This is a genomic window from Pseudomonas sp. GL-RE-26 (assembly GCF_019956275.1).
Classification (GTDB): domain Bacteria; phylum Pseudomonadota; class Gammaproteobacteria; order Pseudomonadales; family Pseudomonadaceae; genus Aquipseudomonas; species Aquipseudomonas grandcourensis.
Genome location: NZ_JAHBDI010000003.1, coordinates 25,663 through 50,379 on the forward strand (window position 1 = coordinate 25,663; position 24,717 = coordinate 50,379).

General features: G+C 56.4%; 33 protein-coding genes. 23 read left to right on the plus strand and 10 right to left on the minus strand.

Annotation, left to right across the window (positions count from 1 at the left end; all coding sequences use genetic code 11):
- Position 1 precedes the first annotated feature (1 nt).
- The 4 genes from ycaC to KGB07_RS01895 all read left to right on the plus strand — a co-directional run bounded on the left by ycaC (position 2) and on the right by KGB07_RS01895 (position 3,342).
- Positions 2 to 628, plus strand: a complete 627-nt coding sequence (gene ycaC, locus KGB07_RS01880) for an isochorismate family cysteine hydrolase YcaC (RefSeq protein ID WP_046038557.1) — start codon at positions 2 to 4, stop codon at positions 626 to 628.
- 155 nt (positions 629 to 783) lie between these two features.
- Positions 784 to 1,722, plus strand: a complete 939-nt coding sequence (locus KGB07_RS01885; RefSeq protein ID WP_223464311.1) for a pirin family protein — start codon at positions 784 to 786, stop codon at positions 1,720 to 1,722.
- Positions 1,723 to 1,753: 31 nt separating this feature from the next.
- Positions 1,754 to 1,915, plus strand: coding sequence for a hypothetical protein (locus tag KGB07_RS01890; protein WP_185754748.1), 162 nt, complete (start codon positions 1,754 to 1,756; stop codon positions 1,913 to 1,915).
- A 5-nt stretch (positions 1,916 to 1,920) separates the two neighbouring features.
- A complete protein-coding gene (locus tag KGB07_RS01895) occupies positions 1,921 to 3,342 on the plus strand; it encodes an OprD family outer membrane porin (protein ID WP_223464313.1) in 1,422 nt (473 codons plus the stop codon).
- Between the two features lie 329 nt (positions 3,343 to 3,671).
- On the opposite strand, the gene KGB07_RS01900 is transcribed toward KGB07_RS01895, so the two are convergent.
- The 3 genes from KGB07_RS01900 to KGB07_RS01910 form a co-directional block, all read right to left on the minus strand.
- On the minus strand, positions 3,672 to 4,721 hold the full coding sequence (locus tag KGB07_RS01900; RefSeq protein ID WP_223464314.1) for a tyrosine-type recombinase/integrase: 1,050 nt from the start codon (positions 4,719 to 4,721) through the stop codon (positions 3,672 to 3,674).
- 1 nt (position 4,722) lies between these two features.
- Positions 4,723 to 4,965: a DUF4224 domain-containing protein gene (locus KGB07_RS01905; RefSeq protein WP_150756586.1), complete on the minus strand. Its 243-nt coding sequence runs from the start codon at positions 4,963 to 4,965 to the stop codon at positions 4,723 to 4,725.
- A 129-nt stretch (positions 4,966 to 5,094) separates the two neighbouring features.
- Complete coding sequence (locus tag KGB07_RS01910) at positions 5,095 to 5,874, minus strand: DUF2786 domain-containing protein (RefSeq protein WP_223464315.1); 780 nt, start codon at positions 5,872 to 5,874, stop codon at positions 5,095 to 5,097.
- A gap of 84 nt (positions 5,875 to 5,958) precedes the next feature.
- Between KGB07_RS01910 and KGB07_RS01915 the strand changes: the two genes are divergently transcribed.
- Complete coding sequence (locus KGB07_RS01915) at positions 5,959 to 6,291, plus strand: hypothetical protein (RefSeq protein ID WP_317850401.1); 333 nt, start codon at positions 5,959 to 5,961, stop codon at positions 6,289 to 6,291.
- 96 nt (positions 6,292 to 6,387) lie between these two features.
- On the plus strand, positions 6,388 to 6,636 hold the full coding sequence (locus tag KGB07_RS01920; RefSeq protein ID WP_223464316.1) for a hypothetical protein: 249 nt from the start codon (positions 6,388 to 6,390) through the stop codon (positions 6,634 to 6,636).
- On the opposite strand, the gene KGB07_RS01925 is transcribed toward KGB07_RS01920, so the two are convergent.
- The 7 genes from KGB07_RS01925 to KGB07_RS01955 form a co-directional block, all read right to left on the minus strand.
- Complete coding sequence (locus tag KGB07_RS01925; RefSeq protein ID WP_223464317.1) at positions 6,637 to 6,960, minus strand: hypothetical protein; 324 nt, start codon at positions 6,958 to 6,960, stop codon at positions 6,637 to 6,639.
- 81 nt (positions 6,961 to 7,041) lie between these two features.
- Positions 7,042 to 7,503 carry a hypothetical protein gene (locus KGB07_RS01930; RefSeq protein WP_223464318.1) on the minus strand — a complete coding sequence of 154 codons (462 nt, stop codon included), beginning with the start codon at positions 7,501 to 7,503 and terminating at the stop codon, positions 7,042 to 7,044.
- Positions 7,500 to 7,772 (minus strand): hypothetical protein, encoded by a 273-nt coding sequence (locus KGB07_RS01935; RefSeq protein ID WP_223464319.1) that lies wholly within the window; start codon positions 7,770 to 7,772, stop codon positions 7,500 to 7,502. The genes KGB07_RS01930 and KGB07_RS01935 overlap by 4 nt, the downstream gene beginning before the upstream one ends.
- A 150-nt stretch (positions 7,773 to 7,922) precedes the next feature.
- Positions 7,923 to 8,123, minus strand: a complete 201-nt coding sequence (csrA, locus tag KGB07_RS01940) for a carbon storage regulator CsrA (protein ID WP_223464321.1) — start codon at positions 8,121 to 8,123, stop codon at positions 7,923 to 7,925.
- Positions 8,124 to 8,388: 265 nt separating this feature from the next.
- Positions 8,389 to 8,838: a tellurite resistance TerB family protein gene (locus tag KGB07_RS01945; protein WP_056724262.1), complete on the minus strand. Its 450-nt coding sequence runs from the start codon at positions 8,836 to 8,838 to the stop codon at positions 8,389 to 8,391.
- 318 nt (positions 8,839 to 9,156) lie between these two features.
- The gene (locus KGB07_RS01950; RefSeq protein ID WP_115947873.1) at positions 9,157 to 9,405 is read right to left on the minus strand and encodes a DUF1654 domain-containing protein; all 249 of its coding nucleotides are present in this window, start codon (positions 9,403 to 9,405) and stop codon (positions 9,157 to 9,159) included.
- A 162-nt stretch (positions 9,406 to 9,567) separates the two neighbouring features.
- The gene (locus KGB07_RS01955) at positions 9,568 to 10,290 is read right to left on the minus strand and encodes a S24 family peptidase (RefSeq protein ID WP_056724264.1); all 723 of its coding nucleotides are present in this window, start codon (positions 10,288 to 10,290) and stop codon (positions 9,568 to 9,570) included.
- Between the two features lie 106 nt (positions 10,291 to 10,396).
- Between KGB07_RS01955 and KGB07_RS01960 the strand changes: the two genes are divergently transcribed.
- The 17 genes from KGB07_RS01960 to KGB07_RS02040 all read left to right on the plus strand — a co-directional run bounded on the left by KGB07_RS01960 (position 10,397) and on the right by KGB07_RS02040 (position 24,684).
- Positions 10,397 to 10,618 carry a Cro/CI family transcriptional regulator gene (locus tag KGB07_RS01960; protein WP_056724266.1) on the plus strand — a complete coding sequence of 74 codons (222 nt, stop codon included), beginning with the start codon at positions 10,397 to 10,399 and terminating at the stop codon, positions 10,616 to 10,618.
- A gap of 40 nt (positions 10,619 to 10,658) precedes the next feature.
- Positions 10,659 to 11,156 carry a YmfL family putative regulatory protein gene (locus tag KGB07_RS01965; RefSeq protein ID WP_223464323.1) on the plus strand — a complete coding sequence of 166 codons (498 nt, stop codon included), beginning with the start codon at positions 10,659 to 10,661 and terminating at the stop codon, positions 11,154 to 11,156.
- Position 11,157: 1 nt separating this feature from the next.
- The gene (locus KGB07_RS01970) at positions 11,158 to 12,009 is read left to right on the plus strand and encodes a hypothetical protein (RefSeq protein WP_223464325.1); all 852 of its coding nucleotides are present in this window, start codon (positions 11,158 to 11,160) and stop codon (positions 12,007 to 12,009) included.
- On the plus strand, positions 11,990 to 12,772 hold the full coding sequence (locus KGB07_RS01975) for an ATP-binding protein (protein WP_223464326.1): 783 nt from the start codon (positions 11,990 to 11,992) through the stop codon (positions 12,770 to 12,772). The genes KGB07_RS01970 and KGB07_RS01975 overlap by 20 nt, the downstream gene beginning before the upstream one ends.
- The gene (locus tag KGB07_RS01980) at positions 12,772 to 13,272 is read left to right on the plus strand and encodes a hypothetical protein (RefSeq protein WP_223464327.1); all 501 of its coding nucleotides are present in this window, start codon (positions 12,772 to 12,774) and stop codon (positions 13,270 to 13,272) included. The genes KGB07_RS01975 and KGB07_RS01980 overlap by 1 nt, the downstream gene beginning before the upstream one ends.
- Positions 13,273 to 13,301: 29 nt before the next feature.
- Positions 13,302 to 13,511, plus strand: coding sequence for a hypothetical protein (locus tag KGB07_RS01985; RefSeq protein ID WP_223464432.1), 210 nt, complete (start codon positions 13,302 to 13,304; stop codon positions 13,509 to 13,511).
- Positions 13,508 to 14,785, plus strand: a complete 1,278-nt coding sequence (locus KGB07_RS01990) for a tyrosine-type recombinase/integrase (protein WP_223464328.1) — start codon at positions 13,508 to 13,510, stop codon at positions 14,783 to 14,785. Before KGB07_RS01985 ends, KGB07_RS01990 begins: the two co-directional genes overlap by 4 nt.
- Positions 14,786 to 14,824: 39 nt before the next feature.
- Positions 14,825 to 15,145 carry a hypothetical protein gene (locus KGB07_RS01995; RefSeq protein ID WP_223464330.1) on the plus strand — a complete coding sequence of 107 codons (321 nt, stop codon included), beginning with the start codon at positions 14,825 to 14,827 and terminating at the stop codon, positions 15,143 to 15,145.
- 4 nt (positions 15,146 to 15,149) lie between these two features.
- On the plus strand, positions 15,150 to 15,539 hold the full coding sequence (locus KGB07_RS02000; protein WP_223464332.1) for an antiterminator Q family protein: 390 nt from the start codon (positions 15,150 to 15,152) through the stop codon (positions 15,537 to 15,539).
- A 221-nt stretch (positions 15,540 to 15,760) separates the two neighbouring features.
- Complete coding sequence (locus KGB07_RS02005; protein WP_223464334.1) at positions 15,761 to 16,207, plus strand: hypothetical protein; 447 nt, start codon at positions 15,761 to 15,763, stop codon at positions 16,205 to 16,207.
- 822 nt (positions 16,208 to 17,029) lie between these two features.
- The gene (locus tag KGB07_RS02010) at positions 17,030 to 17,353 is read left to right on the plus strand and encodes a phage holin family protein (RefSeq protein WP_151213748.1); all 324 of its coding nucleotides are present in this window, start codon (positions 17,030 to 17,032) and stop codon (positions 17,351 to 17,353) included.
- An 81-nt stretch (positions 17,354 to 17,434) separates the two neighbouring features.
- Positions 17,435 to 18,175 carry a hypothetical protein gene (locus tag KGB07_RS02015; RefSeq protein WP_223464336.1) on the plus strand — a complete coding sequence of 247 codons (741 nt, stop codon included), beginning with the start codon at positions 17,435 to 17,437 and terminating at the stop codon, positions 18,173 to 18,175.
- A 161-nt stretch (positions 18,176 to 18,336) separates the two neighbouring features.
- Positions 18,337 to 18,891, plus strand: a complete 555-nt coding sequence (locus KGB07_RS02020; RefSeq protein ID WP_151213746.1) for a terminase small subunit — start codon at positions 18,337 to 18,339, stop codon at positions 18,889 to 18,891.
- Positions 18,854 to 20,935, plus strand: a complete 2,082-nt coding sequence (locus KGB07_RS02025; protein WP_223464338.1) for a phage terminase large subunit family protein — start codon at positions 18,854 to 18,856, stop codon at positions 20,933 to 20,935. Before KGB07_RS02020 ends, KGB07_RS02025 begins: the two co-directional genes overlap by 38 nt.
- Positions 20,926 to 21,138: a hypothetical protein gene (locus KGB07_RS02030; RefSeq protein ID WP_056724288.1), complete on the plus strand. Its 213-nt coding sequence runs from the start codon at positions 20,926 to 20,928 to the stop codon at positions 21,136 to 21,138. The genes KGB07_RS02025 and KGB07_RS02030 overlap by 10 nt, the downstream gene beginning before the upstream one ends.
- The gene (locus KGB07_RS02035; protein ID WP_223464340.1) at positions 21,135 to 22,679 is read left to right on the plus strand and encodes a phage portal protein; all 1,545 of its coding nucleotides are present in this window, start codon (positions 21,135 to 21,137) and stop codon (positions 22,677 to 22,679) included. Before KGB07_RS02030 ends, KGB07_RS02035 begins: the two co-directional genes overlap by 4 nt.
- Complete coding sequence (locus KGB07_RS02040; RefSeq protein WP_223464342.1) at positions 22,618 to 24,684, plus strand: ClpP-like prohead protease/major capsid protein fusion protein; 2,067 nt, start codon at positions 22,618 to 22,620, stop codon at positions 24,682 to 24,684. The genes KGB07_RS02035 and KGB07_RS02040 overlap by 62 nt, the downstream gene beginning before the upstream one ends.
- Positions 24,685 to 24,717: the final 33 nt, after the last annotated feature.

Below are 24,717 nucleotides of genomic sequence, written 5' to 3' on the forward strand. Positions count from 1 at the left end.
AATGTCCACTGCATACAAGCGTCTCGACAAAGATCAAGCGGCTGTGTTGCTGGTCGACCATCAGACCGGTTTGTTGTCGTTGGTACGCGACATCGATCCGGACAAGTTCAAGAACAACGTGCTGGCGCTGGCCGATCTGGCCAAGTACTTCAAACTGCCGACTATTCTCACGACCAGCTTTGAAACCGGCCCGAACGGCCCGCTGGTGCCGGAGTTGAAAGCACTGTTCCCGGATGCGCCTTATATTGCGCGCCCAGGGCAAATCAACGCCTGGGACAATGAGGATTTCGTCAAGGCCATCAAGGCTACCGGCAAGAAGCAGCTGATCATCGCCGGGGTGGTGACCGAAGTTTGTGTGGCGTTCCCGGCGTTGTCGGCGATCGAGGCGGGTTTTGAGGTGTTTGTGGTGACTGACGCCTCGGGCACCTTCAATGCCCTTACCCGTGATTCTGCATGGAACCGCATGTCGTCTGCCGGTGCACAATTGATGACCTGGTTCGGCCTGGCCTGCGAGCTGCACCGCGACTGGCGCAACGACATCGAAGGGCTGGGAACGCTGTTCTCCAACCACATTCCGGACTATCGCAACCTGATCACCAGCTACACCAAATTGACTTCCGATAAGTAAGTTCGAGTCAGGAGCCACGTCAGCATCAGTGGCCACTTACAAGTGTGTTGAACAGGCCCTGATCTATTGGGGCCTGTTTCAGTCGATGCGGTTTGCTTGAGGCTTTTTATGTCTGGATCATCAAGCATAAAGCCTTGGCCGCGAGAGAGATAACAATGAGCAATCAAGAGCCCCAATGTCTGCTGTCCTCTTCCTTGGATTGTCCGATGGAGGAGGGCATTAAAGCCATTCAACGAATCACTGCGCGCTCTGCCGAAGTCGGTGGCGGGATCACCGTCAACCGATTGATGCCCTCGCGCCAGCGACGAATGATCGGCGCCTGGTGTTTTCTCGATCACGCCGGCCCTGCGGTGTTTGAAAAAAAAGCGGGCCTGCGCGTCGGCCCCCATCCGCATATCGGCTTGCAGACCTTCACTTGGATGATCAAGGGCAAGGTGCTGCACCGCGACAGTCTGGGCAACGTCCAGATCATTCGTCCGGGTCAGGTCAACCTGATGACGGCCGGACGGGGTATCACCCACACAGAAGAGTCGCTTCCTGACGAGCACCATCTGCACGCCGCGCAGTTATGGATTGCCTTACCGGAAGGTGACGAGAACTGCGCTCCCACTTTCGATCACTATCCGGACTTGCCTGTCTGGGATGACGGTGGCGTGAAGATCACCCTGCTGGCCGGAAGCTTCGACGGTCGCACCGCCCCCAGCCGCATTTTTTCGCCGCTTGTAGGAATGGACCTGGCGAGTCAGGGGGCAGCCTCTATTCGATTGGCCGTGGAGCCGCTATTCGAATACGGCATCCTACCGCTGGAAGGCACGTTCACCATCAACGGCCAGACCATTTTCCGCAATGAACTGGCCTATCTGGGACGCGGCCTCAGCGAGATTGAGTTGTCATCCACCCAGGGCTCGCGCGCCTTACTGCTGGGAGGTGAACCTTTTGCCGAGGAAATACAACTGTGGTGGAATTTCGTTGGCCACAGCAAGGAGGAAATCGCCGAGGCTCTTGAGGCCTGGAACAGCCGGGACCTGGAGCGCTTCGGTGACGTTGAGGGTTTTGACGGGGAGCGTCTGGTCGCTCCGCGGTTGCCGTGGTAACGCGTGTGATGCCACGGGAAAGAGCCTTTCAATGTCCCCCCTGATCTATTACATCCAGATCGTGTTCAACCCCGACAAGATGGTGCTCCTGTTTGCCTTGCACGCCGTTGCCGCAGGACTTAGAGGACGCCTGCGCGCAGGTACCATAGCCACGGTAGCGTTGCTTGAGAGCTCTCACCCTAAGAAGGAGTAGCGTCGATGACCAATCCCCTGAAACGCCTATTGGGTGTTTTTCTTTCGGTTGGCGTTTCATTGGCGATGAGTCATGCCGAAGCAGACAACTCGCTGGGCCAGCGGGACAACCTCAGCACCGGAATCAATGATCGGCAGAAAGCTGAAATGGCGGTGCCGGCCGGTTTTGTCAATGGCTCTTCGCTCAATGGACTGTTGCGCAACTATTACTTGAGCCGCGATAACCACGATACCCCGACGCGTCTTGACCAGCGTGAATGGGTACAAGGTGCTTACCTGTCCTTTCGCTCCGGGTACACCGATACGCCAATTGGCGTCGGCATTGATGTTCACGGGTTTTATGGACTCAAGCTTGATGGAGGAGGGGGCAGTGGTGGCGCTGGACTGCTTCCGCTGAACTCAAAAAAAGAGCCGGAATCGGATTTTTCAGCTGCAGGAGCAGCGATTAAATTCAGGGGCTTTGGCAGCCTCGTTCAGGCCGGTGATCAGTATCTGGAAAACCCTGTCGTTGCAGGCGGCGTCAGCCGGGTATTTCCCCAGACCTTTCGTGGCGTCGCGTTGAAGAACTACAGCGTACCGGACCTGACGCTTGATGCCGGCTGGGTCGACTCCACACGGCTGCGCAATCAAAGTGGCCAGAGCCACCTGATTACCAGTTATGGCTCGAGCAACAAGGCGGGTGTGCCTGCCGACCGAGAAAGTCCGAACATGATCTGGGCGGGCGGTGTTTACAGCGTTCCGGGTACCGTGACGCTGACGGTCTATGGCGGACAATTGAGTGACATCTGGAATCAATATTACGCGGGAGTAAGCTGGCCTCTGACGTTAACCCATTCGCTGACATTGACACCGTATCTGCATTATTTCAAAACCCGTGATCAGGGCCGGAGCCAGCTCGGGGGCATTGCCAACGATACCTACAGTGGTGGTCTGACGGTGTCCGGCGACGGGCAGAGCCTGACGTTGGGCCTGCAAAAAATCGATGGCAATACGCCGTTCGACTATGTGGCACAGGATGACAGGTCCTTCCTGTATCTGAGTAACTCTCAGCAGTTCGCCGACTTCAACGGCCCGGGGGAGAAGTCCTGGAAACTTCAGTATCAGACCAGCCTGAAGTATCTGAACGCACCTGATGTCCAACTCAGCACGTCCTATACCCGAGGTGAAGCCGATCTGACCCGGGTAGATCCTGCGAGCAAAGGGTACGGCTACATCTTCAATGCTGATGGAAAAGACGCCCACCATTGGGAGCGCGATGTAGCCCTGCGTTATGCCGTGCCGGCCGGCAAGGCCAAAGGGTTGAACCTGACGCTGCGTTGGGCTACTCACCGCACCGGTGACGGCTACACGGCACCGGGCAATACCCGTGGCAATTCGAACGCCGATGAATACCGGGTGATCGTGGACTACCCGTTCAGTATTTTTTAGCAGGTTGCAAGAAGGCAGGGCTGAAAATTGGCTGAGCTCTGGAACACCTCCAGAATAGTTATGGAGCACATGCCCTGCGCCAAGATTCTTTCCAAACCCCAGAAACGACAAAGCCCTGAATAATCAGGGCTTTGTCGGTACAAATATGGCGGAGGCGATGGGATTCGAACTCATGGACCTGTTACAGTCGACGGTTTTCAAGTCCGATATGCAAGTTCCTTTATTCTGCGGCGTGCAGCTCATTTTCGTTCTAATACGAATTTTTTTTGCCACCTCTACAGGCCGCATTCTACAAGGGGTGGTATTAGGGTTTTGTAACACTTTTTTGGCTATTTTGAGGGCTTAGCAATGGCGCCGACACGACGGTAAACGCGCTCGGTAATGTCGCCCTTGGTATGTCCTAGCAGCAAGCTGGCTTCACCAATATCCGTGATCTCTGATGCCGCTTTAGGACGGATGTCTCGGAATTGAAACTCTGCAATCCGGCTCGCCAAGGGCGTGTCACTATTATCAAGTGCCGCCTGCTTCGCCTTCTCTCTTGCCTCATCCCATCGTTTACGCAGCATCGTAGCCGTCATCCGTTTTCCTCTTTGACTAACTATCAGATAGCTCGACAGATGCTGCGCATTACGGTTGGCGATCTGGGCGATCAGCAAGCCCAAGCTGTTTGCAGAGCCGTCAGTGGTCGTCTGTATTCGAAGTTTTTTGCTGGTTTTGTTTTGCTGAACCATCAGGAATCCTCCCTCGATGTCGTCCTTGCGCATTACTAGTACGTCCGCTGGCCGCTGACCGGTCAGGTAAGCCAAGTCCATGGCATCTTTCAGCTCTTGACCTGCTTTCTGGTACACCGCATTCCAGACCGCATCGTTTGCGTAGTAATCGCGTGGGGTTTCCTTGTTTTTACGGACTCCTTGGCACGGGTTTTCCTTTGAGGTTAGACCCCATTCTCGTGCCATGTTGAATACGTGGGAGAGGGTGGCGATTTCGCGATTTGCCCGTACTTTTGCCGAGCGTGCATCCCTGTAACCGGCAATTGCTGCAGGTGTTATGGCATCGATAGGTGCACTGTCGAACATTGGTCGTAGTTGCTTGATCTCTGAGAGGTTGTCCTTCTGGGTGCGTGCTGCTTTTTTTGGGACAATATCGCGAATGTACCTATCGAAGATGCCCTTCATGGTTCGCAGATCGAGAGGCGCCTCCTTGGCTTCGAGTTCAGCCCATTTGATCCTGGCCTTGTCGAGGTCTTTGCCTAGCGGTATCGCCTTTCCCGACATATCCAAGTAGTAGTAAGCAATCCAGGTTTTTCCGCTTTTTCGGGGACGTGTCCACTGATACATCCTTGGCGGTAAGTTGCGTGTTTCGGCATTGCGGGGACGCATATCAGTTCACTCGTGAGAAGTCTGGCGTCCATGCTGGCGCCGCGGGAGTGGAGGGCGGGTTGAGAGCGGTAGGTGACACCATGCCCAACTTCATGCGGACATAGTGCCGACCAACCAACGGGCGCTTGCCTCGGCTTTCGATGAAGACCCATTGGTGGTCGATCAGCCAGCGTCGCTGGGAAGCCCTGGCCTTGTAGCCGGTGATAATCGCCAATTCTTCGTCCGAAAGAATTTCGGATTCCATGTGATGCTCCATGCTGCGCGTGGCGGCAGAAGGTGGTTTAACTTGCTCGCGTTTTAAACGGAGGCAGTGAGGCGAGGATTGGTATGTATGCCGGGGCTACCCGGGAGGTGGAGGGTGGTGAATCGGTGGTCAGGCAATCGCACTTAGCGCGAGAACGGCATCGCCGCCGCGCGCAATACCTGCGTGCAGGTCTACATCTCGTCCCGCGAGCATGCCCGCAATTTGGGCGTTCAAATCGAGCTCGGTCTCACGCGCCTTACGGGCTTTACCCACGCGGTTTTTAGCTAGGTACTCGGCGATCAGCGCCTTGTCCTGTGATTGCAGAGCCACTAGATCACGACCATCACTTGACGTGGCGATACTGTCATCCTCGCCTTGCGGGATCAAAACCCGAAGCTTTCCATGGACCTGACCGACCCAAGCAAGGGCGAAGTGGTCACCAGCCGTTTCGGCAGAATACGAACTGCAATGTTTGCCCGACCGAACACCAGCGGCGTACTCCTTGCGCGCCGTGGTTAGCTTGGTCAGTAGTGCCTCGTAGGCATACAGCGCAATATTCTGAGCCGGTGTAACTCCGACGAATGATGCGCGCTCAACTACTCGTTGCTTGGTTTTGCACCATTGTTTGTTGCGCAGTGAGGTGCAACTGAACACTTCGGCAACAGCGCCGCTCAACTGCTGATCCCACATAGGCCTACGCTCGTTGCGAGAGAATTGAGATTCGATCTCTCCGACGTCGCTGAGCTTCACGTCCATTTCGGTCAATCGATATTCACGCATCAGCGCTTGTGCTTGCCGAAGTGCCGTGGTCGCTTCGTTCTCATTGGCGCTCGTGGATAGGGCCAAGCAGTGCTTGATTTTACGGAGCGCTCGCTCGAGTTTCTTTTCGTCGATGTGATTGTCGGACATAGGGGGTCCTCGCCGGCTGGCGTGATTCGTTGAAGTGGGGTATTTGTGTTCCGCCCGGCATGGAGCCGGATCAAGGAGAGTGTTGTGGCGAACAATCCTGCAGATTCTGAACTTCACGCTATGAGAATTCGCAAGTTGAATCAGGACATAGCGGACGCGAAGCGCCTGGATATTTCTCACCGCTTCATGCACATATCAGCACTTGCCCCAAATAGCCGCGACGAACATGTCGCCAGGCATGGAGAGCTTTTTACTGGGCCGGAAATGCTTGAGTGGTGGGGGCTTAATGATAACGACGTGGGATGCCGATGCGCTGCAATCATGGTTCTCACCGATGAAGCAGGTAATCCACGGACCCCAGTTTTAATTTCTAGGGCGAAATCTAAGCTGGAGAGCCACAAAAACCGCGCCAAATAGCGCCTGTACGGTTTCCAGCGACCGGATGCGACAGTGGCAATTTGGTTTGTGGTGAGTTATTACGGATGACCGGCATGGGCCGGATAGGGAGATAAGATGGCTACTGATTACAGCGCTGGACGCTACAACGTGTACGAAGGTCGTGGACCTGGAGCGCCATTGATTGGGCGCATCGACGAAGACGAGTTCGTTCAGTCGAATGGAGGTCTGCTCTATCGGATTGATGGTTCCGAGTTCTACGACATGAGCGGCAAGTATCTTGGCGAGATCGTTGAGTCAGGCGAAGGTAACGCCATGGTCATCGATGGCAATCATTACTGCCTGTTTGTGATCGTGCCAGAGTAACTATTCGTCTCGGTAGACCCGTAGCGACTCGCGGTTGTTGGCCAACTCCAACGTACGCGACACGTTTTCGCTGATTGTGATTTCGTGTCGCGACATGTTGGCGAAGCGGGCGGACTCATCGTCTGGCACAGCAGCGAGGTTGATCAGGAACGTTGATACCGTCTCTTGCCATTCCTCGAAGTCGTGGCGTAGGCCGAGCATCTGAAGTGCATCAGCAAGCGTCTTCGACACAATGAGCGTGCACTTCTCGGCACCGATCCGCTCCAGCAGAGCTTTCTCCTTGGCGCACTTGTCCCGCTGAATCTGCGCATTGTCTTTGGCCATGGCCTGTCTCTTCAATTCCGTGGGCCGGTAGATCCGGCCATGCCTGTCGTCGGCGCTGGCGCACTTGGTTGCTGATGCGTCTCATGCTGCCTTCTGCTGACTCCAGGCACCGACGGCGTCGAACATCTGTGCGGCCTGTACTTCAGTCAGCGAGATTTCGGCGGGAATGGCGATCCAGCCCGACGCGACTCGATGATTCGGATTGCTCTCGGCGACCAGGGCTTTGTAGGTGTCCTCGATCACGTCTTCGAGGTGGGCCGCCAGATAATTGCCTTGAGGGGCGACCTCCACCGATTTGGTGTAGCGGTGGCCGCGCTGATCTCGACACTGGACGCTGACATAGATCGTCCAGCGATGGGCAAAGTCGCAGACTGCTTCGGCCATGCGTTGTCCTGGCGGGATGCTCTTGCAGTTCTTCCTGTTGATCATCCCTTGGCGTCCGCTGGGGTCGATGTGGACCACCGCGACGTGATTGGCATTGAGCAGTGCCCGGCTCGCTCGCTCTATCCGGGTACGCATGTTGTTGGGCTTTCGCTTTTTCATAGCGCCACCGTAATCTGGCGATTGGCCCTGGCTTCAAACTGCATGGCAAGGTCGTGAGCGGCCTTGTAGTCGTTACGGAAGGCGCTAGTCTTGCCGGTGGTGAGGTCTTTAATCTGATACATGCCGAAGCTTCCGCCGGCGACTTGGTAGCGCACCGGTTTGGCCGGGGCTCGTCGATCAATACGACTGTAGAACCCGGAGCGGGCGGCCTTTGTTCGTTGCAGCAGCTCACCGACTTCATCGATGCGCTCTTGAAATGATGGATGCATGGTTGATCCCTCGGAGTAGGTTAGGTGTATTCATCAGCACTCCGACCACCTGCTGGTGGCCATTTGGCCAGGAAGGGAGCTGATTGATAAATTGCAGGCGTAAAAAAGCCCGATCGGAACCGGGCCATTGTTTGCGTCACAAAGACCTGCTTAAGCGATCGCAGGTGTTGCCATCTCGGACTTCGACAAACCCGCCTGAATGCGCTGCGTGATTTCTTCTCGATGCACTGCGACATCCTTGGGCGCGCTTGTCCCGATGCGTACCTGTTGGCCGCTCACACCCAGTACGGTGATCGTGATGTCATTGCCTATGTTGATGCTTTCACCTGCTTTACGAGTCAAAATCAGCATTGTCCATTTCCTTGCATTAGTTGGTTTCCCAATGCCGCCTTGTAAGAAGCGGCATCAGTGAAACGTCACTGCATTACGCGGATTTCATTACGAGGGAACCACGCACCGTCGAGCTTCACCATGCAGCCAACGAAGGCGGCGTAGCGAGTCTCTCGATCGGTCTGGAAGCCGTAGTAAGAGCAAGTAGCTCGTGAGGCAAGACCACTCAGCAACATGCAGCCCACGATCAGTGTGAGCAGGATCAGCAGAACCTTTGTCGCGTACTTCACGCCTCGATACCGTAGTCAGCCAAGCGTAGACCGAAGTGCATGCCTATTTCCTTCAACACCACCAACTCTGCTGGCTCGATCTGGCCGTCAGCCTGGGCAACGGCAAGAATGTTGACGAAGGCTTCCTCCGCGTCGGCCGGAAAGTTTTTGATGTCGGCCAGTTCCCGCTTGATCGCCAATCGCCCTACTTGAAAGTTGGCGTTCAACTGGCCTGTAAAACGATTGATGGTTTCGGTGATCTCGCTGCCGAAGTGCGTCAAATTCGGGTTGGAGCGAATCAACTCATCCAGCTTGGAAACCTCGCTGGCTTCAATCTCACCATCAGCCGCAGCGACCAATAGGCCGCCACCGACAATGGCCTGCATCAAGTCGCGGTTAACGACCTTCTTCATTTCGGCCTGGGCGTTGCCGACTTGTTTTCCGAAGAGTTTTTTCATTCCGAACATGGTGTTTCCTCATACAGGGGAGGGGATTTCCCACATGGCCCTATTGCCAAGGCTATGAAGTGAAATCTGATTGGGCTGTCAGCGGGACTCAGATACGGCGCACTTAGGTGGGAGTCGCCCACGCCTGGTGCGTTAGTCTTTTTGCAGCTGACAGCTTTGAGTCGATTGGGTTGTTAAAGAGCGGCGGGTGGCCCCGTATTGCCGCTACGATTCACTGCGACGAACAAATATTGCCGCCGGGGATATTTAAAGTCAATGCCGCCGGAGATATATTTTCGAGCTATGAAAAAAGCCCGTACTGGACGGGCATGCCTTGGGCTAGATATTTGCGGGGAGATCCCAAGAGATACGCGCGGCGCAGTCATCTTCTCGACGCACTAGTACGTGCTCGGTTTCTGCTATCTCTTCAAGGAGCCGTTTCCAGTCCTCAAGGCATTCATCTGCTCCCTTGCAAATGACTGCCGTTTTTCGTTTTTGGGCAGCGGGGGCGCTGATGATTTTTTGGATGCGGAGTCCAAGAAGCTCAAACGAATTTGACGGTGTTGGTTTGTTTTTTGGCTTTGCCATTGCACTGCTCCTTTTTTGTATGGATACACAGTGAATGGCTTGAACCCTAAGCGCTAAAGATTAACGATTAAAAACAATTATTTAACAGAGAAAAGCCCGTAATTTGCGGGCTTCAGGAGGGAGGTGTCCAGGGGAATTAGAGACAAATCGAAGGGCTCAAATTTAGATTCTTCCCAGCACCTTGCTGGGGGCAAGAATTGCCCCTACATAATGGATTTTCTCGATATCAACCCGAGCTACTGTTAGCCGCTCGCCGTAAGCCGAGTTGATCGACATGAGGCTGACCTCTTCTTCGGTCTCGAAGAGAAGTTCTTTAACCATGCTTTGCCCATCAACGGTGGTGACCATCACATACTCACCCGGAACTAGACGGTGATTGGGTTCGCAGACAGCGACCCATCCGCTACGGATCGCTGGTGCCATTGAGTCACCCTTGAGTCGGAGTGCGTAGGCGTTCTCATCTCTGGAGTAGGTCTCAACCCAGCCTGCTGCCTGGTCAAGGCTTGTCCAATATCCCTCACTGCCGAGCTGTGCGGTGCCTTCGATATTGATTCTGCGAGGTGAGGAATAGATGGGGGGGCCAGCCTCAACATTGGATTCAAAGCTGGACTGCGCCATTTTCGCAATCTCATCAGCCAGTCGAGGGCTGAATGACTCCACGGGCTTGGAAATCAATCCGGCAATTGCGCTAGCGACTTTCGCATTCAGTGCGTTGTAGCCGTTCAGGTACGAACTGACGGAGCCCTGATTTATGCCTAGGGCATCTGCGATCTTTCCCTGAGTCAGGGCGTCACGCCGCGACTTGCCTGTGTTGAAGGCATCCACAGCCGCTTTGAGTGCCAAGCACTCTTCTTTTTCCCAGTCTTCGAGTTCGCGTTTTTTCATTCCACGATTATTCCTAGCGGCGATATTTAATCAAATGCCGCCGGGCTTGATTAATTAAATTCCGCCGGAGATACTTGTTGGGTGTTTAATAAAGGAGATCGGCGAGATGAGCCGAAAAAGTCTGGATGAGTTTGCTCGTGCACGCGGGCAAACCAACGCAGCAAATCTGCTTGGGATGTCCCAAGGGTCGCTCAACAAAGCTCTGCAGGTTGGCCGTGACATTTTTGTTACTGAGCACGCAGATGGCTCTTTCACAGCTGAAGAGCTCAGACCATTCCCGGTCCAAAGCGCAAAAAGGTCGCGTCGCCGGATGCTGCCCATTTCATGAGCAAACTTTGAGCGCAACGGCGCCGAGAGAAAACTAGACGATGAAATCGCCAGTGCTAGACACCCGTCGCAAAGCAGTCATTGCCTCTGCCAATGCATTCCCTGGCGGACTTGCATACGCCTCTGACTTTCTTGGCGAAGAGAATCTCAAGCGCTTCAAAAACCGGATTTACGAGTCGGCAGGCGTCAAACCTCTCACCGACGATGAGGTCTGCACACTTGAGACTGAAACCAAAACCACCTTCTTGCCGGACTACATCTGCGCGATGTACGGCGGCGTATTTGTTCGTCTGCCTGAGGTTGGCGATCTGGACAATGTAGACATGCACCAGCGCTCGTTGCGTACTTCTGTGAAGCGCGGTCGGGTTGACCAGTTTCTTGCCCTGGCGCTGGAGGACGGCGAAATCACTGCAGCGGAAGCCGCAGAGATTCTGGCCCTGCACGCGAAGCACTTGGCTGCCCGGCACGAGGAGGTGACCGCACTGATTGAGTTGCACAAATCGAAACGCTCAGCCCGACCGCCAAGCGGGAAGGGTTGATATGCAGTTCACGATCACGATCAACCAGGTGAAAGCACTGGAGTGGGGGTTGAACTCCCAGCAGGCGCTGCTGTTTTCGTTTGTCTACGAGTGTCCTAGCTGGGCAAGGCCAATCAAGACCGATAGGGGGATTTTCTTTGCCTTGAGCAAGGCAAAAATCGTGGAGGAATTGCCCTTGCTCACCGACAAACCAGATACAGCGTACCGACTTCTCAAAGGGCTCGAGACCGCCGGGCTGATCGAGCTATCCCACACTTCCAACATCAGTTTGTTTCGTTTGACCGAAAAGGCCAAAGAGTGGAATCGCAAGTTGGACGGGTCGGAAAAATATCCGACCTCTGAGGTGTGTGAGGGTCGGAAAAAAATCCGATCTACCTCGGAAAAATCTCCGAGCAAGGTCGGAAAAATATCCGAACAGGGTCGGAAAAAAATCCGAGGAGGGTCGGAAAAATTTCCGACAAATCAGGGTACCAGTAATCAGGGTACCAATCAGGTAACCATTAATCAGGAGAAGCAGGGCGCTAACGCGCCAGGCAAATCGACAAAGTTCGACCCGCTAACCGCCAAGCCGGAAAACGTCAGCGTCGAGGTTTGGGCCGACTGGTGCCAGCACCGCAAGGAAATCCACAAACCCCTCACCGCCAAGAGCTGTGAACAACAGGCCAAGGGCTTGGCGAACCATTCAGCTCCCGATTGCGTTCTGGCCCTTTCGATCAGCAACGGATGGACGGGGATCTTCCCCGACAAAGCAGTCATCCCCGCACCACTTCCGACCAGTCGCCATTCCGGCTTTGAAACTCGCGATTACAAGGCCGGTACCAAGGAGAACGCCAATGGCACCTTCCGTCTCTAACTTCGGCGCTCACATGGACCGAAAATTCGGCGTCATCGGCCGTCAGCAAGCGAGCTGCTTCGATCATGGCGAATATTCGGCGGTCATCCTCAAGGGTGGCAACCTGTCTGGGTGTCCCATCTGCGCGAGCAACAAGCGCGACATGCAAGAGCTCGAGCGCAAACGCTGTCAGTTTCGGATAGTTCAGCAATCAATCGCCCGGATTCCGAAGCGTTTCGCGGAAAAGACATTTGCCGATTTCGTCGTGTCGAATCCGGCCCAGCAGATCGCCCTGGATGCGTGTACCGACTACGTCGACAACTTTTCGAAGCATCGCCGGGAAGGTCGCTGCATGTTGCTGCTGGGGAAGGTCGGCACCGGCAAGACCCACCTGGCCATTGCCTCGGCCAATCACCTGATCAACGAATGCATGGTCAAGGCGATCTACCGCACGGTGGGCACGCTCATCGGCGAGATCCGGGCGACGTTCAATGAGCGCTCAGGCGAGTCCGAGGCGCACATCTTGCGTGAAGTGATCGGCGCGGACCTGCTGGTGCTCGATGAAGTCGGTGCTACCAAGCAGAGCGAGTTCGAGCTGGCCACCCTGTTCAGCATCATCAACGGTCGTTACGAACAATGTCGTCCGACGATCATCGTCAGCAACCTGTCTCCCGCCGAATTGAACGACGCCATTGGTGCGCGCTGTGTCGACCGCATTCGGGAAAACGGCTGCATTGGCGTGGCATTCGAGTGGGAATCTCAACGCGGTAAGGAGGGCTTCTGATGAACGCCGCCAAACAACAAAACATGCTCGCGGGGCAATCGTCGCTCGCCCGCAAAGTATTTCAAGTCGTGCCAATCCAGGAGCGCTGGAGTGCTCACGATATTTTCAATTCGTTGATGGTTGCCGAAACCACTGGTGCCCAGTTTCCGACCGTACGTCGCGGCCTGGGCGAGTTGAAGGACGCAGGCCTCATACGCGAACCCGTTAACGGACACTTCCAGCGCACCGCCATCACAATCACGCCCCAGAGAGAACAGAGCATGTCGAAAGAAACCAAGCCGGCCTTGGCTACCACCAAGAAACCCGAGGGTAGCGCTCTGGATACATTGGCGGTGCTGTCTGGCGAGGTCATCAGCTTTGCCGAGGAGGTCGGTCAGCGCATGAAAAAGCTCGCCGCGCGTATCGAGGAGGTGGCTTTGTCCGTTGAGGCAGAGCGCGAGGTCAATGCTGAAGCACTCGACAAATTCAAGCTCCTGCAATCTTTGCTGAAGGGGGGCTAATGGGCAAGCGCATGGGGATCACCTTGGAGATGCCTGATCGCCGCTTGGCTATTCCGGATTCGGTAAACTATCGGTTTGCCGTGTTCTGCTGTTCGTACAAGGTGGACTTGGGCAGCACCCCCGATCACGCATTGGCGTTGTTCGTTGACCAGGCAATGGCCGAGCGCTACGGCGCCTGGATGTGGCCCTCGACATTTGAAGTGGTCGACCTGCTTGGAAAAAGGGGTGATGACAAATGACTGCTCCTTTGAAAACCCTGACTGTGAAACTGTCTGATTCCGTCATCAAGCAGCATGCCATCGACCCTACCATTACCGAGCTGAAGGATCCTCGCCACCCGCTGCGCTTTCGTTACCGTCACGACCGCAGCAAAGGCAGTTGGCACCTGGTGCGTTTCGACAAGGGCGCCAAATGGAAAAAGGCTGCCAACTGGCCCGACGTGCCGGCGCGGGTCATGCTCGACAACTTGCCGGTAGTGCAGGCCCGGTTGTTGGCCGATCCGTCAGCTGCTGCCACGGTGGATGGCTGGGAGCGGGTCGGGCAGGTGTTGGAGTGGTATGCCGCACGCCTCAACACCGATAACAATTTGTCCAAAAGCCGCCGGGGATCGTCATTGTCGGCGATCCGCTGCCAGTTGTTGCCCGCACTGGGTGATTTACCCCTGTGCAAACTCAATGCCGATACCTTGGACCGACACTTGGTCTGGCACATGCAGGCCGAGTACAGCCTTTCCTACGTCAAGTCGGTGTTGGACGTACTGAAGGTGGTGTTCGGCGTCGCCTTGACGCTGAAAAAGATCACCGTGAATCCACTGCTTGGGGTGTCGTTCAGTCACTTCACCAAGGCCAAAATCAAGCCCAAGGGCGCGCGCTTGCGACACGTCGCCGTGGTGGACCTACTGGCCGAATGGGGGGAAGCGTTCACCACGGAACCGGCGGCCGTGTCGCTGCTGGTGTTGATGCTGACCCATGCCACGCGGATCACGGAAACCCGTCTGGCCAAGTGGAAAAACATCCACCTGGATGCGGGGGAGTGGTTCATCCCGGCCGATGACACCAAATCCAAGCGCGACCACCTGTTGCCGTTGACCACGCAGGCAGTGGCTTTTCTGGAACGTTACCGTGCGCAGCAGCGGGCCCAGGGTTACGAGGGGGCGTACCTGTTTCCAGCGACTTCACGTGTGGGGCGCCCGATGTCACGCAGCCAGGCCTTTGCCATTTTTGCCCGATTGGGGGCGGGCGAGTGGACCAGTCACGACCTGCGCAAACTGGCGCCTTCCATCTGGGCCAACCTCGGTGTCGATTCATTGGTGGGAAAACTGCTACTCAACCACGCCCTGACCGAACTGGAGCGCACCTACTTTCAGGCGATGGGCGAGGTGGTAAAGCGCAACGCCCTGGAGCGGTGGCACGGCTGGCTCGACGCACAGGGTTTTGATGTATTGCAGGACAAGACAGGAGCAAGACGCGCGAATAAGCCGGTTGCCCTGGACCCCTCGGGCTGGTTGGCCTGAAGCCGAAAACAGAAATTAATCTTACAAGAGGATTCAAACATGCAGAAAGGGCAGGGGATTGGCATTAAGAGGGAGCGGATCGAGCTGGAGCCTTGCTCGATCTGCAAGCGCAAAGCGGTAGTGGAAGGGGTGTTTTATGAGCAGATTTGTACTGCATGCAATGGCTCAGGTTGGGTTGTTTTGGGTAGCAGGTTGGTGCTTTCTTCGGACGAGTTAGTCACCCAGTTGAGTTTCAAATTGCAGCGGGCTCAGCGTGAAATTGAAGTGCTCAAGCAGAGATCGTCGATATCTGACCAGGCCGAGTATCACCAAATGAACAACCGTCGCGGTGCCGGCGGCACAAATTACACAGGGGATTGAGAACATGATGATTCGAAAGCCGGCGGGCCGACCTTTGGGTGATACCGAATACCTGCTGGAGCAGTGGGGCTGGTGGCGGATGGATGGGGCTGGCGTCCCCATCTACATCTCACCGACTTTGGCGCTAATGCGTCAGGCAATGCCGCAAGTGTCGGCGAGCAAAAGCTATTGCATTACTGATGAATGGGCCGGAGCTATTGATAGCGCAGTTGCGCGGCTCTCACACCGTGATCGACAAATGGGCGATATTATTTGGCTTTACTACGGTGCTAAATGGCCCATGGTTCGGGTTGGTAAGCACTACAGCATAAGTGAAGGGAAGGTGCGGGAATTGGCGAGAGCAGGCATTGCTTGGATCGATTGTGCTATCGATGCAATGCGGCAAGCTGCTTAATCTATTAGCCGATTGCTGCCTTTCGCGAAAGGCAGCACAATCAATAGCTGCCAGTCATTAGTGTCTACAGAATGAGGGGCGATTCACATTCCCCATATTTGTGAAAAAGCACCTGCTGTCTAGGAAGTCGGGCATTCAGCATGGCTAGCTCCTTGAGCTACGCTTTAAGGGCTGTGCTCACGGACGTTGAGAGCGGTCCAACGCAGTGCAGGGGAGGCAATATGTCTTGGTCGGTGAAGGTGGAGCGGGAAGCGAAGAGGAGACTGGTACTTGAAAAGTGGGTAGAGCATGTTGCTCAAGCTAAAGCTGCTGGCGAGAAACCTAATAAGCGTAAGTTTATTATGGACTCAAAAGGCGAACCATACGAAACCAACATTACCAGCCTTAATAGTTGGATTGATAAGTACGCTATCCATTCTTCTGGCACCTCCAGGACTGGTGCAGCAAATACCAAAGAAGCCAGTACATCTTACGTCAACTCTGTAGCTGCCCTTGAAGACGACTTCAAAACGTTTCTTACTGAGCGACGGCAGTCTGAAAATCTCTACCGCTTGGACTTCTGCAGAGGACAGCAGAAATTGTTACGTGCTCTGCTGGCAGAAATTGATAGGCAGATTCTTGAGTTGGAGACCAAGCTAGCCTCGAAGCCCAAAGAGCGCCGTCAATGAGATTTACACCCGCTGGCACACCCCGTGCGACGCGATAACCCTGACCAAGTTCTACACTTGGTAGAGCGTCTAACCACAACCGTTAAAAAACGATTTTAGTCACACTCCATACATCGTTCTACCTCAGTGCATTGCTGCCTTCGCTGGTATCGAGGGCAATGAAGAGGTGCAACGCGTGGTTATGCTCGCTTTGCGTTTTGTAACGCTGCCGTGCTTGTGAAGCTGATCCTCCCCACAACCGATTTGCCGTCACTCTGTCCACCGTCCGCTACTGGCCGATTCTGTTGAAAAAGTCGGTGCTTCCAGACTGCCCCTTACTGACCGCTGAAAACGCCTTTTTTGCGCGTCGCTATGCGAAATCTGAGCCCCGAATCCTCTGCTCAAAGTAAAGATTTCAATCTCAAGCGCGTACTTTTCTACTGTGAAAACGATGGCCGACTTTTTCAACAGAATCGGCCGGTTGCCGCCTGTCGCGCAGGACTAACGTGCGTTGTTTTCTGTCCATCATGGTTAAAGCATGATGGGCAAATTCCATGCATCTGATGGTTAGATCGAATGTAATCGTGTGGTCAAGTTGGGTGCAATTTCGCATACGCTGCGAAAAACCTTTTCCGCGCGGAATAGACCTGCTTTTATAGCAGCGTGTATTGCTGTGAACGCAGCGAAACGCCTTTCAAGAACCCGACCATTGAGTCGGGGTTTTTGTACCCTTTTATAAGCCCTGCCATCGAGCGGGGCTTTTTCGTTTTCGGCCCTATGCCTGGCTCTTTGCTCCGAGCGGATGACAGTGACATGGAGGCCGGACCTATTTGAGGACTATAGATGAACACAGAGCATCAGGCTCTCGCCGATGTGCCCCTTTGGCTGTTGGTATTGTTGAGCATGGCCGGTTTGTCTGGGGAGATGTTGAGAGCCTCAGGTTCTGACCTTGGTCTTCGACAGATCCTCCAGCGTGTTGCGCTGCGTTTTCTTGCGTCTGGCCTGTTGGGTATGGCCACGCTGCTGCTCGCGATGGCGCTGTGGAGCAACTTTTATCTTGCCGCCGGCTTGGGCATCGTAATCGCGGTCATCGGTGCTGATGTAACCGGCGGTTTGTACACCCAGTTTCTGGCCAGGAAAGCGGGTATCAACTCCCGTAATTCATAGCGAGGTAAAACAGTGATGGCCTGCTATGACTCGCTCAACGGACCGCCAGACAGCTATGGCACGGCTACCGCGGAAAACTAAATGGTCAAAATCAAAATCACACCCGACATGCTGCCCGTGTCCGAGGCGCTGCTGGAGCTGGAGAAAAAGCACATTCCGCATGTGCTGACCCTGACCGCTACGCGCTTGGCCCGGCGGGTGAAGAACGGTGAACTGGCCGTCATGGCGCAGCGCTTGGACCGGCCAACCCGAACCACGATGAACAGCTTGTTCGTCAAAATGGCCACCAAAAGCAAGCCGGCCGAAGTGTATTTCAAGGACTCTTGGACCTCTGGCATTCCCGCTGATACCTACCTTCAGCAAACTGTCAGAGGCGGGTCACGTCCGCATAAGCGCTTTGAAAAGGCCCTGATTGCTCGCGGATTTATGAAGTCCAGCCAGTTCGCGATCCCTAACTCCAACGTGCTCGACAAGCATGGCAACGTTTCCCGAGGAACGATGACCCGGATCTTGTCGGGCTTGGGTGCCGCCGAAACATCGCGTGGCTATCAAGCCAATGCCTCGAACAGCAAGCGCAGTCAGCGCAAGGGTAATGCCAAGAGCTATTTCTCCGGGATTGTCGGGGGAACGGCCGGTGTGTGGGAGCGCAAAGAGACGGCGTTCGGCGATGCCGTCAGGCCGATATTTGTCTTCAGCCGGAGCGCGCCGATGTACCGCACGATCTTCCCGTTCTTCAAGATCGCCAACAACATCGTCAAGGCCAACTACAGCGCCGAGTTCCGCGGTGCATTTGCCGATGCAATGGCCACCGCCAAGCCCTGACAGAGAGCAAGAAAGGCTGCTTCTGTGCCTGTATTGCTTGACTTGTTTTCCCGGCACGAATTTAACGGGTCCTCCCGAGGGGGTGGGGGCTAGGGGGTAATTCGGGCCCCGCTGCTTCGCTATATATGACCCATTTTTGAATCGAGGTTGTTGTTTAGTCCATGGCCAATCCGACCATCTCCCGCGAGCCTCATTGGCTCAACAAGTCGCGCATGGCTACCAGCCTCGGTATCACGACTCAGGCCTTTGATAAATGGGGCGTTCAGCCCGTTGCGAAGATCGGCCGCGACGTGTTCTACGACGTCCGGTCTGTGCTGGATAACCGACTCAAGCATCAGGTGACAAAAGACCAACCTGTCGACGACAACGGTGATCCGCTCGATCCGCTCATTGAATACAAACAGGCGCAGCAAAAATTGCGACTGACAACTGAGCAGGCGGACGCTCAGGAAATGCGAAACAAGGTGAAGGCCAAGAAGCTGGTACCGGTTGATTTTTGCTTGTTCGCATTGTCTCGTCTGAGCGCAAAGCTCGGGTCAACCCTCGACACTGTGCACTTGAAGGTCAAGCGCAAGTGTCCCGACATCGAGGTGCGTCACCTTGAGGCGATCCAGCGCGAAGTCGCCGTGACGCGTAACGATGCGGTCGGCTTGGCTGATCTATTGCCGGAGTTGCTTGATGAGTTTGTCGACACCTTGGATGAGGGCGCTGGTTGAGGGTGTCCGCAAGGGACTCGCCGGCCTCTATAAAGAGCCGCCGCGCACAGCGGTTGAATGGGCCGATGAGCATTTCTATCTGTCGTCCGAGTCGTCCTATCAGGAAGGCGATTGGACGACAGCGCCGTTTCAGGTCGCGATTCTCAACGCAATGGGCAACGACCTGATCCGTGAAGTCAACGTGCTGAAATCGGCGCGGGTTGGCTACACCAAAATGCTGGTGGCCAACATGGGCTACAAGGTCCAGCACAAGAAACGCAACGTCATCGTCTGGTGCCCAACCGATGGCGACGCTGACGGCATGATGAAGCGGCACATCGAAACGATGATTCGTGACAGCCCTGTGGTGCGCGCCTTGGCACCTTGGTATGGGGTGAAGCATCGCGATAACACGCTGGATGAAAAGCGCTTTGATAACGCCAAAATGTTGTGGTGCCTGGGCGGCACGGCGGCGAAAAACTACCGGGAGAAAAGCCCGGATGAAGTGATTTATGACGAGCTGTCGAAGTTCAACGCGGACATCGAGGGCGAGGGCGCCCCGACCATTCTTGGCGACAAGCGCCTGGAAGGTGCCACGTTCAAAAAGTCCATCCGCGGATCGACCCCGACGACAGTGGTGGTCGCTGACGACAATGAGGAAACCTCGGGGGAGGGCTGCCAGATCACGCGGGCGGCCAATGATTCCCCGCACTTTCTGCGTTTCAACATCAAGTGCCCGTGCTGCGGTACCGAGCAATACCTAAAGTGGGGCGACCCGGCTACGCCGTTCGGTATCAAGTGGGCCGTGGACGAACTGGGGCAGGTGGTGAAGGCCTGGTACCTGTGCGAGTCCGGCAATGGCTGTACCTTTGAATATCACGAAATGGTCGCGGCATCCGTTAACGGCCGCTACATCTGCGAGCGGACCGGCATCTGGACGCGCGACGGCATGGTCTGGTTCAGCGCTGCAGACGAGTCGATACAGCCGCCGCGTTCGGTAACTTTCCATATCTGGACGGTGTACTCGGAGTTTGTGACCTGGGCCGAAGTTGTCACGGAATGGCTCAAGATCAAGAAGGATCGGGGCAAGCTCAAAACCTTCGTCAACACCACCCTGGGCGAAGCGTGGGAAGAGGACCAAGGCGAGCAGTTGGAATGGCAGCAGCTGCACGCGCGACGGGAGATCTACCCGCAAGTGCCGGCCAAAGCGGTTGCCCTGTTCGGCGGTATTGATACCCAGGATGACCGCTATGAAGGCCGGGTCTGGGCGTTTGGCGCAGGTGAGGAAGCATGGCTGGTCCATAAGTTCGTGCTGCAAGGTGACCCGGGCAGCATCGAGCTACGGGCCAAGGTCGGCATCGAGATCCACAAGACCTTCACCCGGGCGGATGGCACGGTGATGGGCGTCGAGCGTTGGTGTTGGGACCAAGGTGGTCACTACTGCGATGAAGTGCGTGAGGAATGCATCAAGCACGGCACCCAGTGGGTGATCCCTGTGTTCGGTGCCTCGACCTACGGTAAGCCAATAGCGACCTGGCCGCGTAAGAAAACCAAGGTCAAAGGCGGACGTGCGTATCTGGTCGAAGTGGGTACCGACAATGCCAAAGAGCTGATTTATGGCCGCCTCAAGATGCAGCCGGACGGTTCGGGTGCGCCTGTGCCTGGCTGTATCCATCTGCCTGCTAACGAGATGATTTGCGGCGAAGACGAGTTGCGGCAACTGACTGCTGAGCGCCGCAAGTGGGTGATCGTCAAACACCAGCGCGTCCAGCGCTGGGACGCCGGCGGGCGACGAAACGAAGCGCTCGATTGCCTGGTGTACGCCTTGGCGGCGTTACGCATAACGCAGCAGCGCTTTGGCATGAATCTCGACCTGCTCGCGCAGCAGTTGCCGTCAGGCACCTGGGCTGTGCCGATGAGTCACGAGCAGAAAAGCAAACCGGCCACCGTTGCCGCTCTGACACCGGCCACGGTGTCGGTGCCTGAGGTAGAGCCTGAGCATTCACCCGACCAGCCCGCCGAGTCGGGCGGCTGGCTTAATACAGGACAAGGCGCATGGCTATAACCGCTCAAGACATGGTGGACCGCTATCTGGAGGCCGAACTGGCCATCCTGCAGGGCAAGGAAATCCTCTTTAACGGTCGCAAGCTGATCATGGATGACCTGGAAGAAATCCGCGCCGGCCGACTGGAATGGGAGCGCCGGGTGCGAGCGCAACAGTCAGCGGCGGCGGGGCAGCCACCGTACGCCCTGGCGACATTCCGATGAACCTGCTGGATCGCGTGCTGGCCCCGGTGTTTCCGGGGCTGGTGGCTGAACGTCTGCATGCCCGTCACAAGATCATGGCCTTTGAAGCCGCGCAGATGACTCGTACGCACCAGGCCAAGAAACAATCCGCCAGCGCGGACCGCTCGCTGCAGCGTTCGGCGCGTTCCCTGCGCGAGCAATGCCGCAAGCTGGACGAAGACCACGACATCGTTACTGGTTTGTTCGATCGCCTGGAAGAGCGCGTGGTGGGCGGCATGGGCATCGCGGTCGAGCCGTTTCCCTTGAGCTACGCCGGGGAAGTACATCTGGAGTTTGCGGCGCAGATTAAGGCCCGCTGGGCCGAATGGTCGTTGCGCCCGGAAACGTCGGGCGAGCTGTCCCGCCCGCAGATGGAGCGGCAAGTGTGCCGAACCTGGCTGCGCGACGGCGAAGCCTTGGCGCAGAAGCTCAAAGGGCGGGTGCCCAGCTATGAACATTTGAGCGTGGTGCCCTTCGCTTTGGAGTTGCTGGAGCCGGATTACCTGCCGTGGGAATACAACGATGAAGCCAAGGGCATTGTGCAGGGGATCGAGCGCAATCAGTGGCGGCGGGTTCGGGCCTATCACCTGGTCAAACATCACCCGGGGCATGCCGCCGGTTACCAGTTGACCTCGGCCACCAAGCGCGTGCCTGTCGAACAGATGATTCACATCGCACACCGTAAGCGCATCGGTCAAAACCGCGGCCAACCGTTGCTGCATGCGGTGCTGATTCGCTTGGCGGACATCAAGGATTACGAGGAAAGCGAACGGGTTGCCGCACGTATCAGCGCTGCACTGGCCATGTACATCAAAAAAGGCACGCCGGACGACTACACCACGCCATCCGCAGTGAATGGCCAGACTGCCGCTGCCCGCAGCATTCCCATCGGTCCGGGCATGGTGTTCGACGGCCTGCTGCCCGGCGAAGACGTCGGCATGATCGAAAGCAATCGGCCCAACCCCTTTCTCGAAGGCTTTCGCAACGGTCAGCTCAAGGCTGTGGCTGCTGGTACTCGGGGCACCTATTCCAGCGTGGCGCGCAGTTATGACGGCACTTATTCCGCACAGCGTCAGGAGCTAGTCGAGGGGCAGGCGGGTTATGACCTGCTGCAGCACGAATTTATCGACTACTGGAGTCGCCCGGTTTATCGCGAATGGCTGCACATGGCGATTGCCAGCGGGGTGATCCATGTGCCGGTCGACGTCGATCCGGACACCGTGTTTGGCGCGATTTACCAAGGGCCGGTGATGCCTTGGATCAACCCGATCCATGAGGCCAATGCCTGGAAAATTCTGGTTGAGGCCGGTTTTGCCGATGAGTCGGAAGTGGCGCGGGCGCGGCAGCGCAACCCGCAGGAACTCAAGCGTTCCCGGGCTTCGGAAATCAAAACCAACCGCGAACAGGGCCTGGTCTTCAGTTCGGACTTCTATCACGAGATTTATGGAAAAACGCAAACCGATGAACAGCCAAAAAAACCTGTCGTTGATGAGGCCGAGAGCCTCGATAACCCCGACGAATAAACCCGGCGAAAGCTGGTACTCACTGAGTGCCGCGCTGCAACGCGGGGTGGTCGAGGTGATGCTGTATGACGAAATTGGCGCGTGGGGCATTACGGCCAAACAGTTCGCCCGCGATCTGGCCGCCATGGGCGATGTGTCTCAGATTAACCTGCACATCCACTCGCCGGGTGGTGACGTGTTTGAAGGGACCACCATGTACAACCTGCTGCGCGGCCATTCGGCCCGGGTCGTGGTGTACATCGACGGTCTCGCCGCGTCGATGGCCAGCGTGGTCGCCATGGCCGGCGATGAAATCAACATGCCGGCCAACGCCATGATGATGATTCACAAGCCGTGGGGTGGTCAGGTCGGTGATGCCGATGCCATGCGCGAGTACGCCGATTTACTCGACAAAGTCGAGAGCACGCTGATTCAGGCGTACATGCGCAAGTCAGGCAAATCGATCGAGGACATCCAGGTGCTGCTCAAGGCTGAAACCTGGATGGATGGCAACGAAGCGGTGGCCGCCGGTTTCGCTGACAAGGTGCTTGATCCGTTCAAGGCGGCTGCTCAACTCACTTCAAAACGCATGCAGGAGTTCACCAATATGCCTACCTCGGCAAAAAATCTGTTCGATCCGCGCGCTTCCGCTCCAACCCCAGCGCCAACTCCGGCACCGGCGGTCGATCCGGCGCCGGTCGCGTTGACCCTGGATCAGATGCGCGCCCAAGTCATGGCGGCGGACGGTGCTCGCCGCACGGCGATCAATGCCGCGTTCTGTGGCTCGCTGGTCACCAGCCACACCGAGCTGCTCAACACCTGCCTCAATGATCTGAGCTGTACAGCCGAGATGGCGCGGGAAAAACTGCTGGTTGCGCTGGGCTCGACCACCACCCCCACGGGTGGACCTAGCCACCATGGCCACATCGGCAACGGCAACCTGGTCGGCGATTCGGTACGCGCCTCGCTGGCCGGCCGTTTGGGCCAGGCGGAGAACCAGAAAGACAACGCCTATAACCACATGAGCCTGCGCGAGCTGGCCCGCGCCTCGCTGCATGATCGCGGCATTCTGGTGGCCACCCTTGATCCGATGGCCATGGTCGGCCTGGCGTTCACCCATGACTCCAGCGACTTCGGCAACATCCTGGTGGACAGCGCCGCCAAGTCGGTCCTGCTCGGCTGGGACGAGGCGCCGGAGACCTATCACCTGTGGACCAAAAAGGGCCGCTTGAGTGACTTCAAGGTGGCTTCCCGGGTTGGCATGGGTGCGTTTCCGAGCCTGCGTGAAGTTCGCCCAGGGGCTGAATACAAGTACATCACCACCAATGACCGTGGCGAAAAAATCCGCCTGGCCACCTACGGTGAGATGTTCAGCATCACCCGTCAGGCGATCATCAACGATGACCTCGACCAACTGAGCACCGTGCCTTACAACATGGGCCTGGCCGCACGCGGCACCATTGGCGATCTGGTCTACGACACGCTGATCCATTCGCCGGTGATGAGTGACGGCAAAGAGTTGTTCGATGCCTCGCGCAACAACCTGTTCACCGGTGCCAGCGCCAATATGTCGATTGAAGCGCTGAGCAAGGCCAAGACTGCCATGGCCTTGCAGAAAACCCAGGTCGAGGGCGGTAAGCCCCGCACCCTGAACATTCGCCCTGCGTTTGTCCTGGTACCGGTGGCGCTGGAAGACAAGACCAACCAACTGATCCGCTCGGCGTCGGTGCCTGGCGTCGACACCAATGCTGGCATCGACAACCCGATCCGCAATTTCGCCACGGTGATCGCCGAGCCACGCCTGGACGATGATTCGCCGGTCACCTGGTATGAAGCCGCCCGCCAAGGTGCGGACACCATCGAAGTCGCTTACCTGGACGGCGTTGAACAGCCGTACATGGAGCAGCAACAGGGTTTCACCATTGATGGTGTGACGAGCAAGGTGCGGATCGACGCCGGGGTCGCGGCGCTGGACTATCGCGGCCTGAACAAGTCGGTCGGTGCGGTAGCAACTAAAGCCCGCTGACAGCAGTGATTCACCTCAATACCCCCGCCGCGT

Coding starts and splice junctions, on each gene's coding strand:
- ycaC (WP_046038557.1), top strand. CDS start 2: ATGTCCACTGCATACAAGCGTCTCGACAAAGATCAAGCGGCTGTGTTG.
- KGB07_RS01885 (WP_223464311.1), top strand. CDS start 784: ATGAGCAATCAAGAGCCCCAATGTCTGCTGTCCTCTTCCTTGGATTGT.
- KGB07_RS01890 (WP_185754748.1), top strand. CDS start 1,754: ATGTCCCCCCTGATCTATTACATCCAGATCGTGTTCAACCCCGACAAG.
- KGB07_RS01895 (WP_223464313.1), top strand. CDS start 1,921: ATGACCAATCCCCTGAAACGCCTATTGGGTGTTTTTCTTTCGGTTGGC.
- KGB07_RS01900 (WP_223464314.1), bottom strand. CDS start 4,721: ATGCGTCCCCGCAATGCCGAAACACGCAACTTACCGCCAAGGATGTAT.
- KGB07_RS01905 (WP_150756586.1), bottom strand. CDS start 4,965: ATGGAATCCGAAATTCTTTCGGACGAAGAATTGGCGATTATCACCGGC.
- KGB07_RS01910 (WP_223464315.1), bottom strand. CDS start 5,874: ATGTCCGACAATCACATCGACGAAAAGAAACTCGAGCGAGCGCTCCGT.
- KGB07_RS01920 (WP_223464316.1), top strand. CDS start 6,388: ATGGCTACTGATTACAGCGCTGGACGCTACAACGTGTACGAAGGTCGT.
- KGB07_RS01925 (WP_223464317.1), bottom strand. CDS start 6,960: ATGGCCAAAGACAATGCGCAGATTCAGCGGGACAAGTGCGCCAAGGAG.
- KGB07_RS01930 (WP_223464318.1), bottom strand. CDS start 7,503: ATGAAAAAGCGAAAGCCCAACAACATGCGTACCCGGATAGAGCGAGCG.
- KGB07_RS01935 (WP_223464319.1), bottom strand. CDS start 7,772: ATGCATCCATCATTTCAAGAGCGCATCGATGAAGTCGGTGAGCTGCTG.
- csrA (WP_223464321.1), bottom strand. CDS start 8,123: ATGCTGATTTTGACTCGTAAAGCAGGTGAAAGCATCAACATAGGCAAT.
- KGB07_RS01945 (WP_056724262.1), bottom strand. CDS start 8,838: ATGTTCGGAATGAAAAAACTCTTCGGAAAACAAGTCGGCAACGCCCAG.
- KGB07_RS01950 (WP_115947873.1), bottom strand. CDS start 9,405: ATGGCAAAGCCAAAAAACAAACCAACACCGTCAAATTCGTTTGAGCTT.
- KGB07_RS01955 (WP_056724264.1), bottom strand. CDS start 10,290: ATGAAAAAACGCGAACTCGAAGACTGGGAAAAAGAAGAGTGCTTGGCA.
- KGB07_RS01960 (WP_056724266.1), top strand. CDS start 10,397: ATGAGCCGAAAAAGTCTGGATGAGTTTGCTCGTGCACGCGGGCAAACC.
- KGB07_RS01965 (WP_223464323.1), top strand. CDS start 10,659: ATGAAATCGCCAGTGCTAGACACCCGTCGCAAAGCAGTCATTGCCTCT.
- KGB07_RS01970 (WP_223464325.1), top strand. CDS start 11,158: ATGCAGTTCACGATCACGATCAACCAGGTGAAAGCACTGGAGTGGGGG.
- KGB07_RS01975 (WP_223464326.1), top strand. CDS start 11,990: ATGGCACCTTCCGTCTCTAACTTCGGCGCTCACATGGACCGAAAATTC.
- KGB07_RS01980 (WP_223464327.1), top strand. CDS start 12,772: ATGAACGCCGCCAAACAACAAAACATGCTCGCGGGGCAATCGTCGCTC.
- KGB07_RS01985 (WP_223464432.1), top strand. CDS start 13,302: ATGCCTGATCGCCGCTTGGCTATTCCGGATTCGGTAAACTATCGGTTT.
- KGB07_RS01990 (WP_223464328.1), top strand. CDS start 13,508: ATGACTGCTCCTTTGAAAACCCTGACTGTGAAACTGTCTGATTCCGTC.
- KGB07_RS01995 (WP_223464330.1), top strand. CDS start 14,825: ATGCAGAAAGGGCAGGGGATTGGCATTAAGAGGGAGCGGATCGAGCTG.
- KGB07_RS02000 (WP_223464332.1), top strand. CDS start 15,150: ATGATGATTCGAAAGCCGGCGGGCCGACCTTTGGGTGATACCGAATAC.
- KGB07_RS02005 (WP_223464334.1), top strand. CDS start 15,761: ATGTCTTGGTCGGTGAAGGTGGAGCGGGAAGCGAAGAGGAGACTGGTA.
- KGB07_RS02010 (WP_151213748.1), top strand. CDS start 17,030: ATGAACACAGAGCATCAGGCTCTCGCCGATGTGCCCCTTTGGCTGTTG.
- KGB07_RS02015 (WP_223464336.1), top strand. CDS start 17,435: ATGGTCAAAATCAAAATCACACCCGACATGCTGCCCGTGTCCGAGGCG.
- KGB07_RS02020 (WP_151213746.1), top strand. CDS start 18,337: ATGGCCAATCCGACCATCTCCCGCGAGCCTCATTGGCTCAACAAGTCG.
- KGB07_RS02025 (WP_223464338.1), top strand. CDS start 18,854: ATGAGTTTGTCGACACCTTGGATGAGGGCGCTGGTTGAGGGTGTCCGC.
- KGB07_RS02030 (WP_056724288.1), top strand. CDS start 20,926: ATGGCTATAACCGCTCAAGACATGGTGGACCGCTATCTGGAGGCCGAA.
- KGB07_RS02035 (WP_223464340.1), top strand. CDS start 21,135: ATGAACCTGCTGGATCGCGTGCTGGCCCCGGTGTTTCCGGGGCTGGTG.
- KGB07_RS02040 (WP_223464342.1), top strand. CDS start 22,618: ATGAACAGCCAAAAAAACCTGTCGTTGATGAGGCCGAGAGCCTCGATA.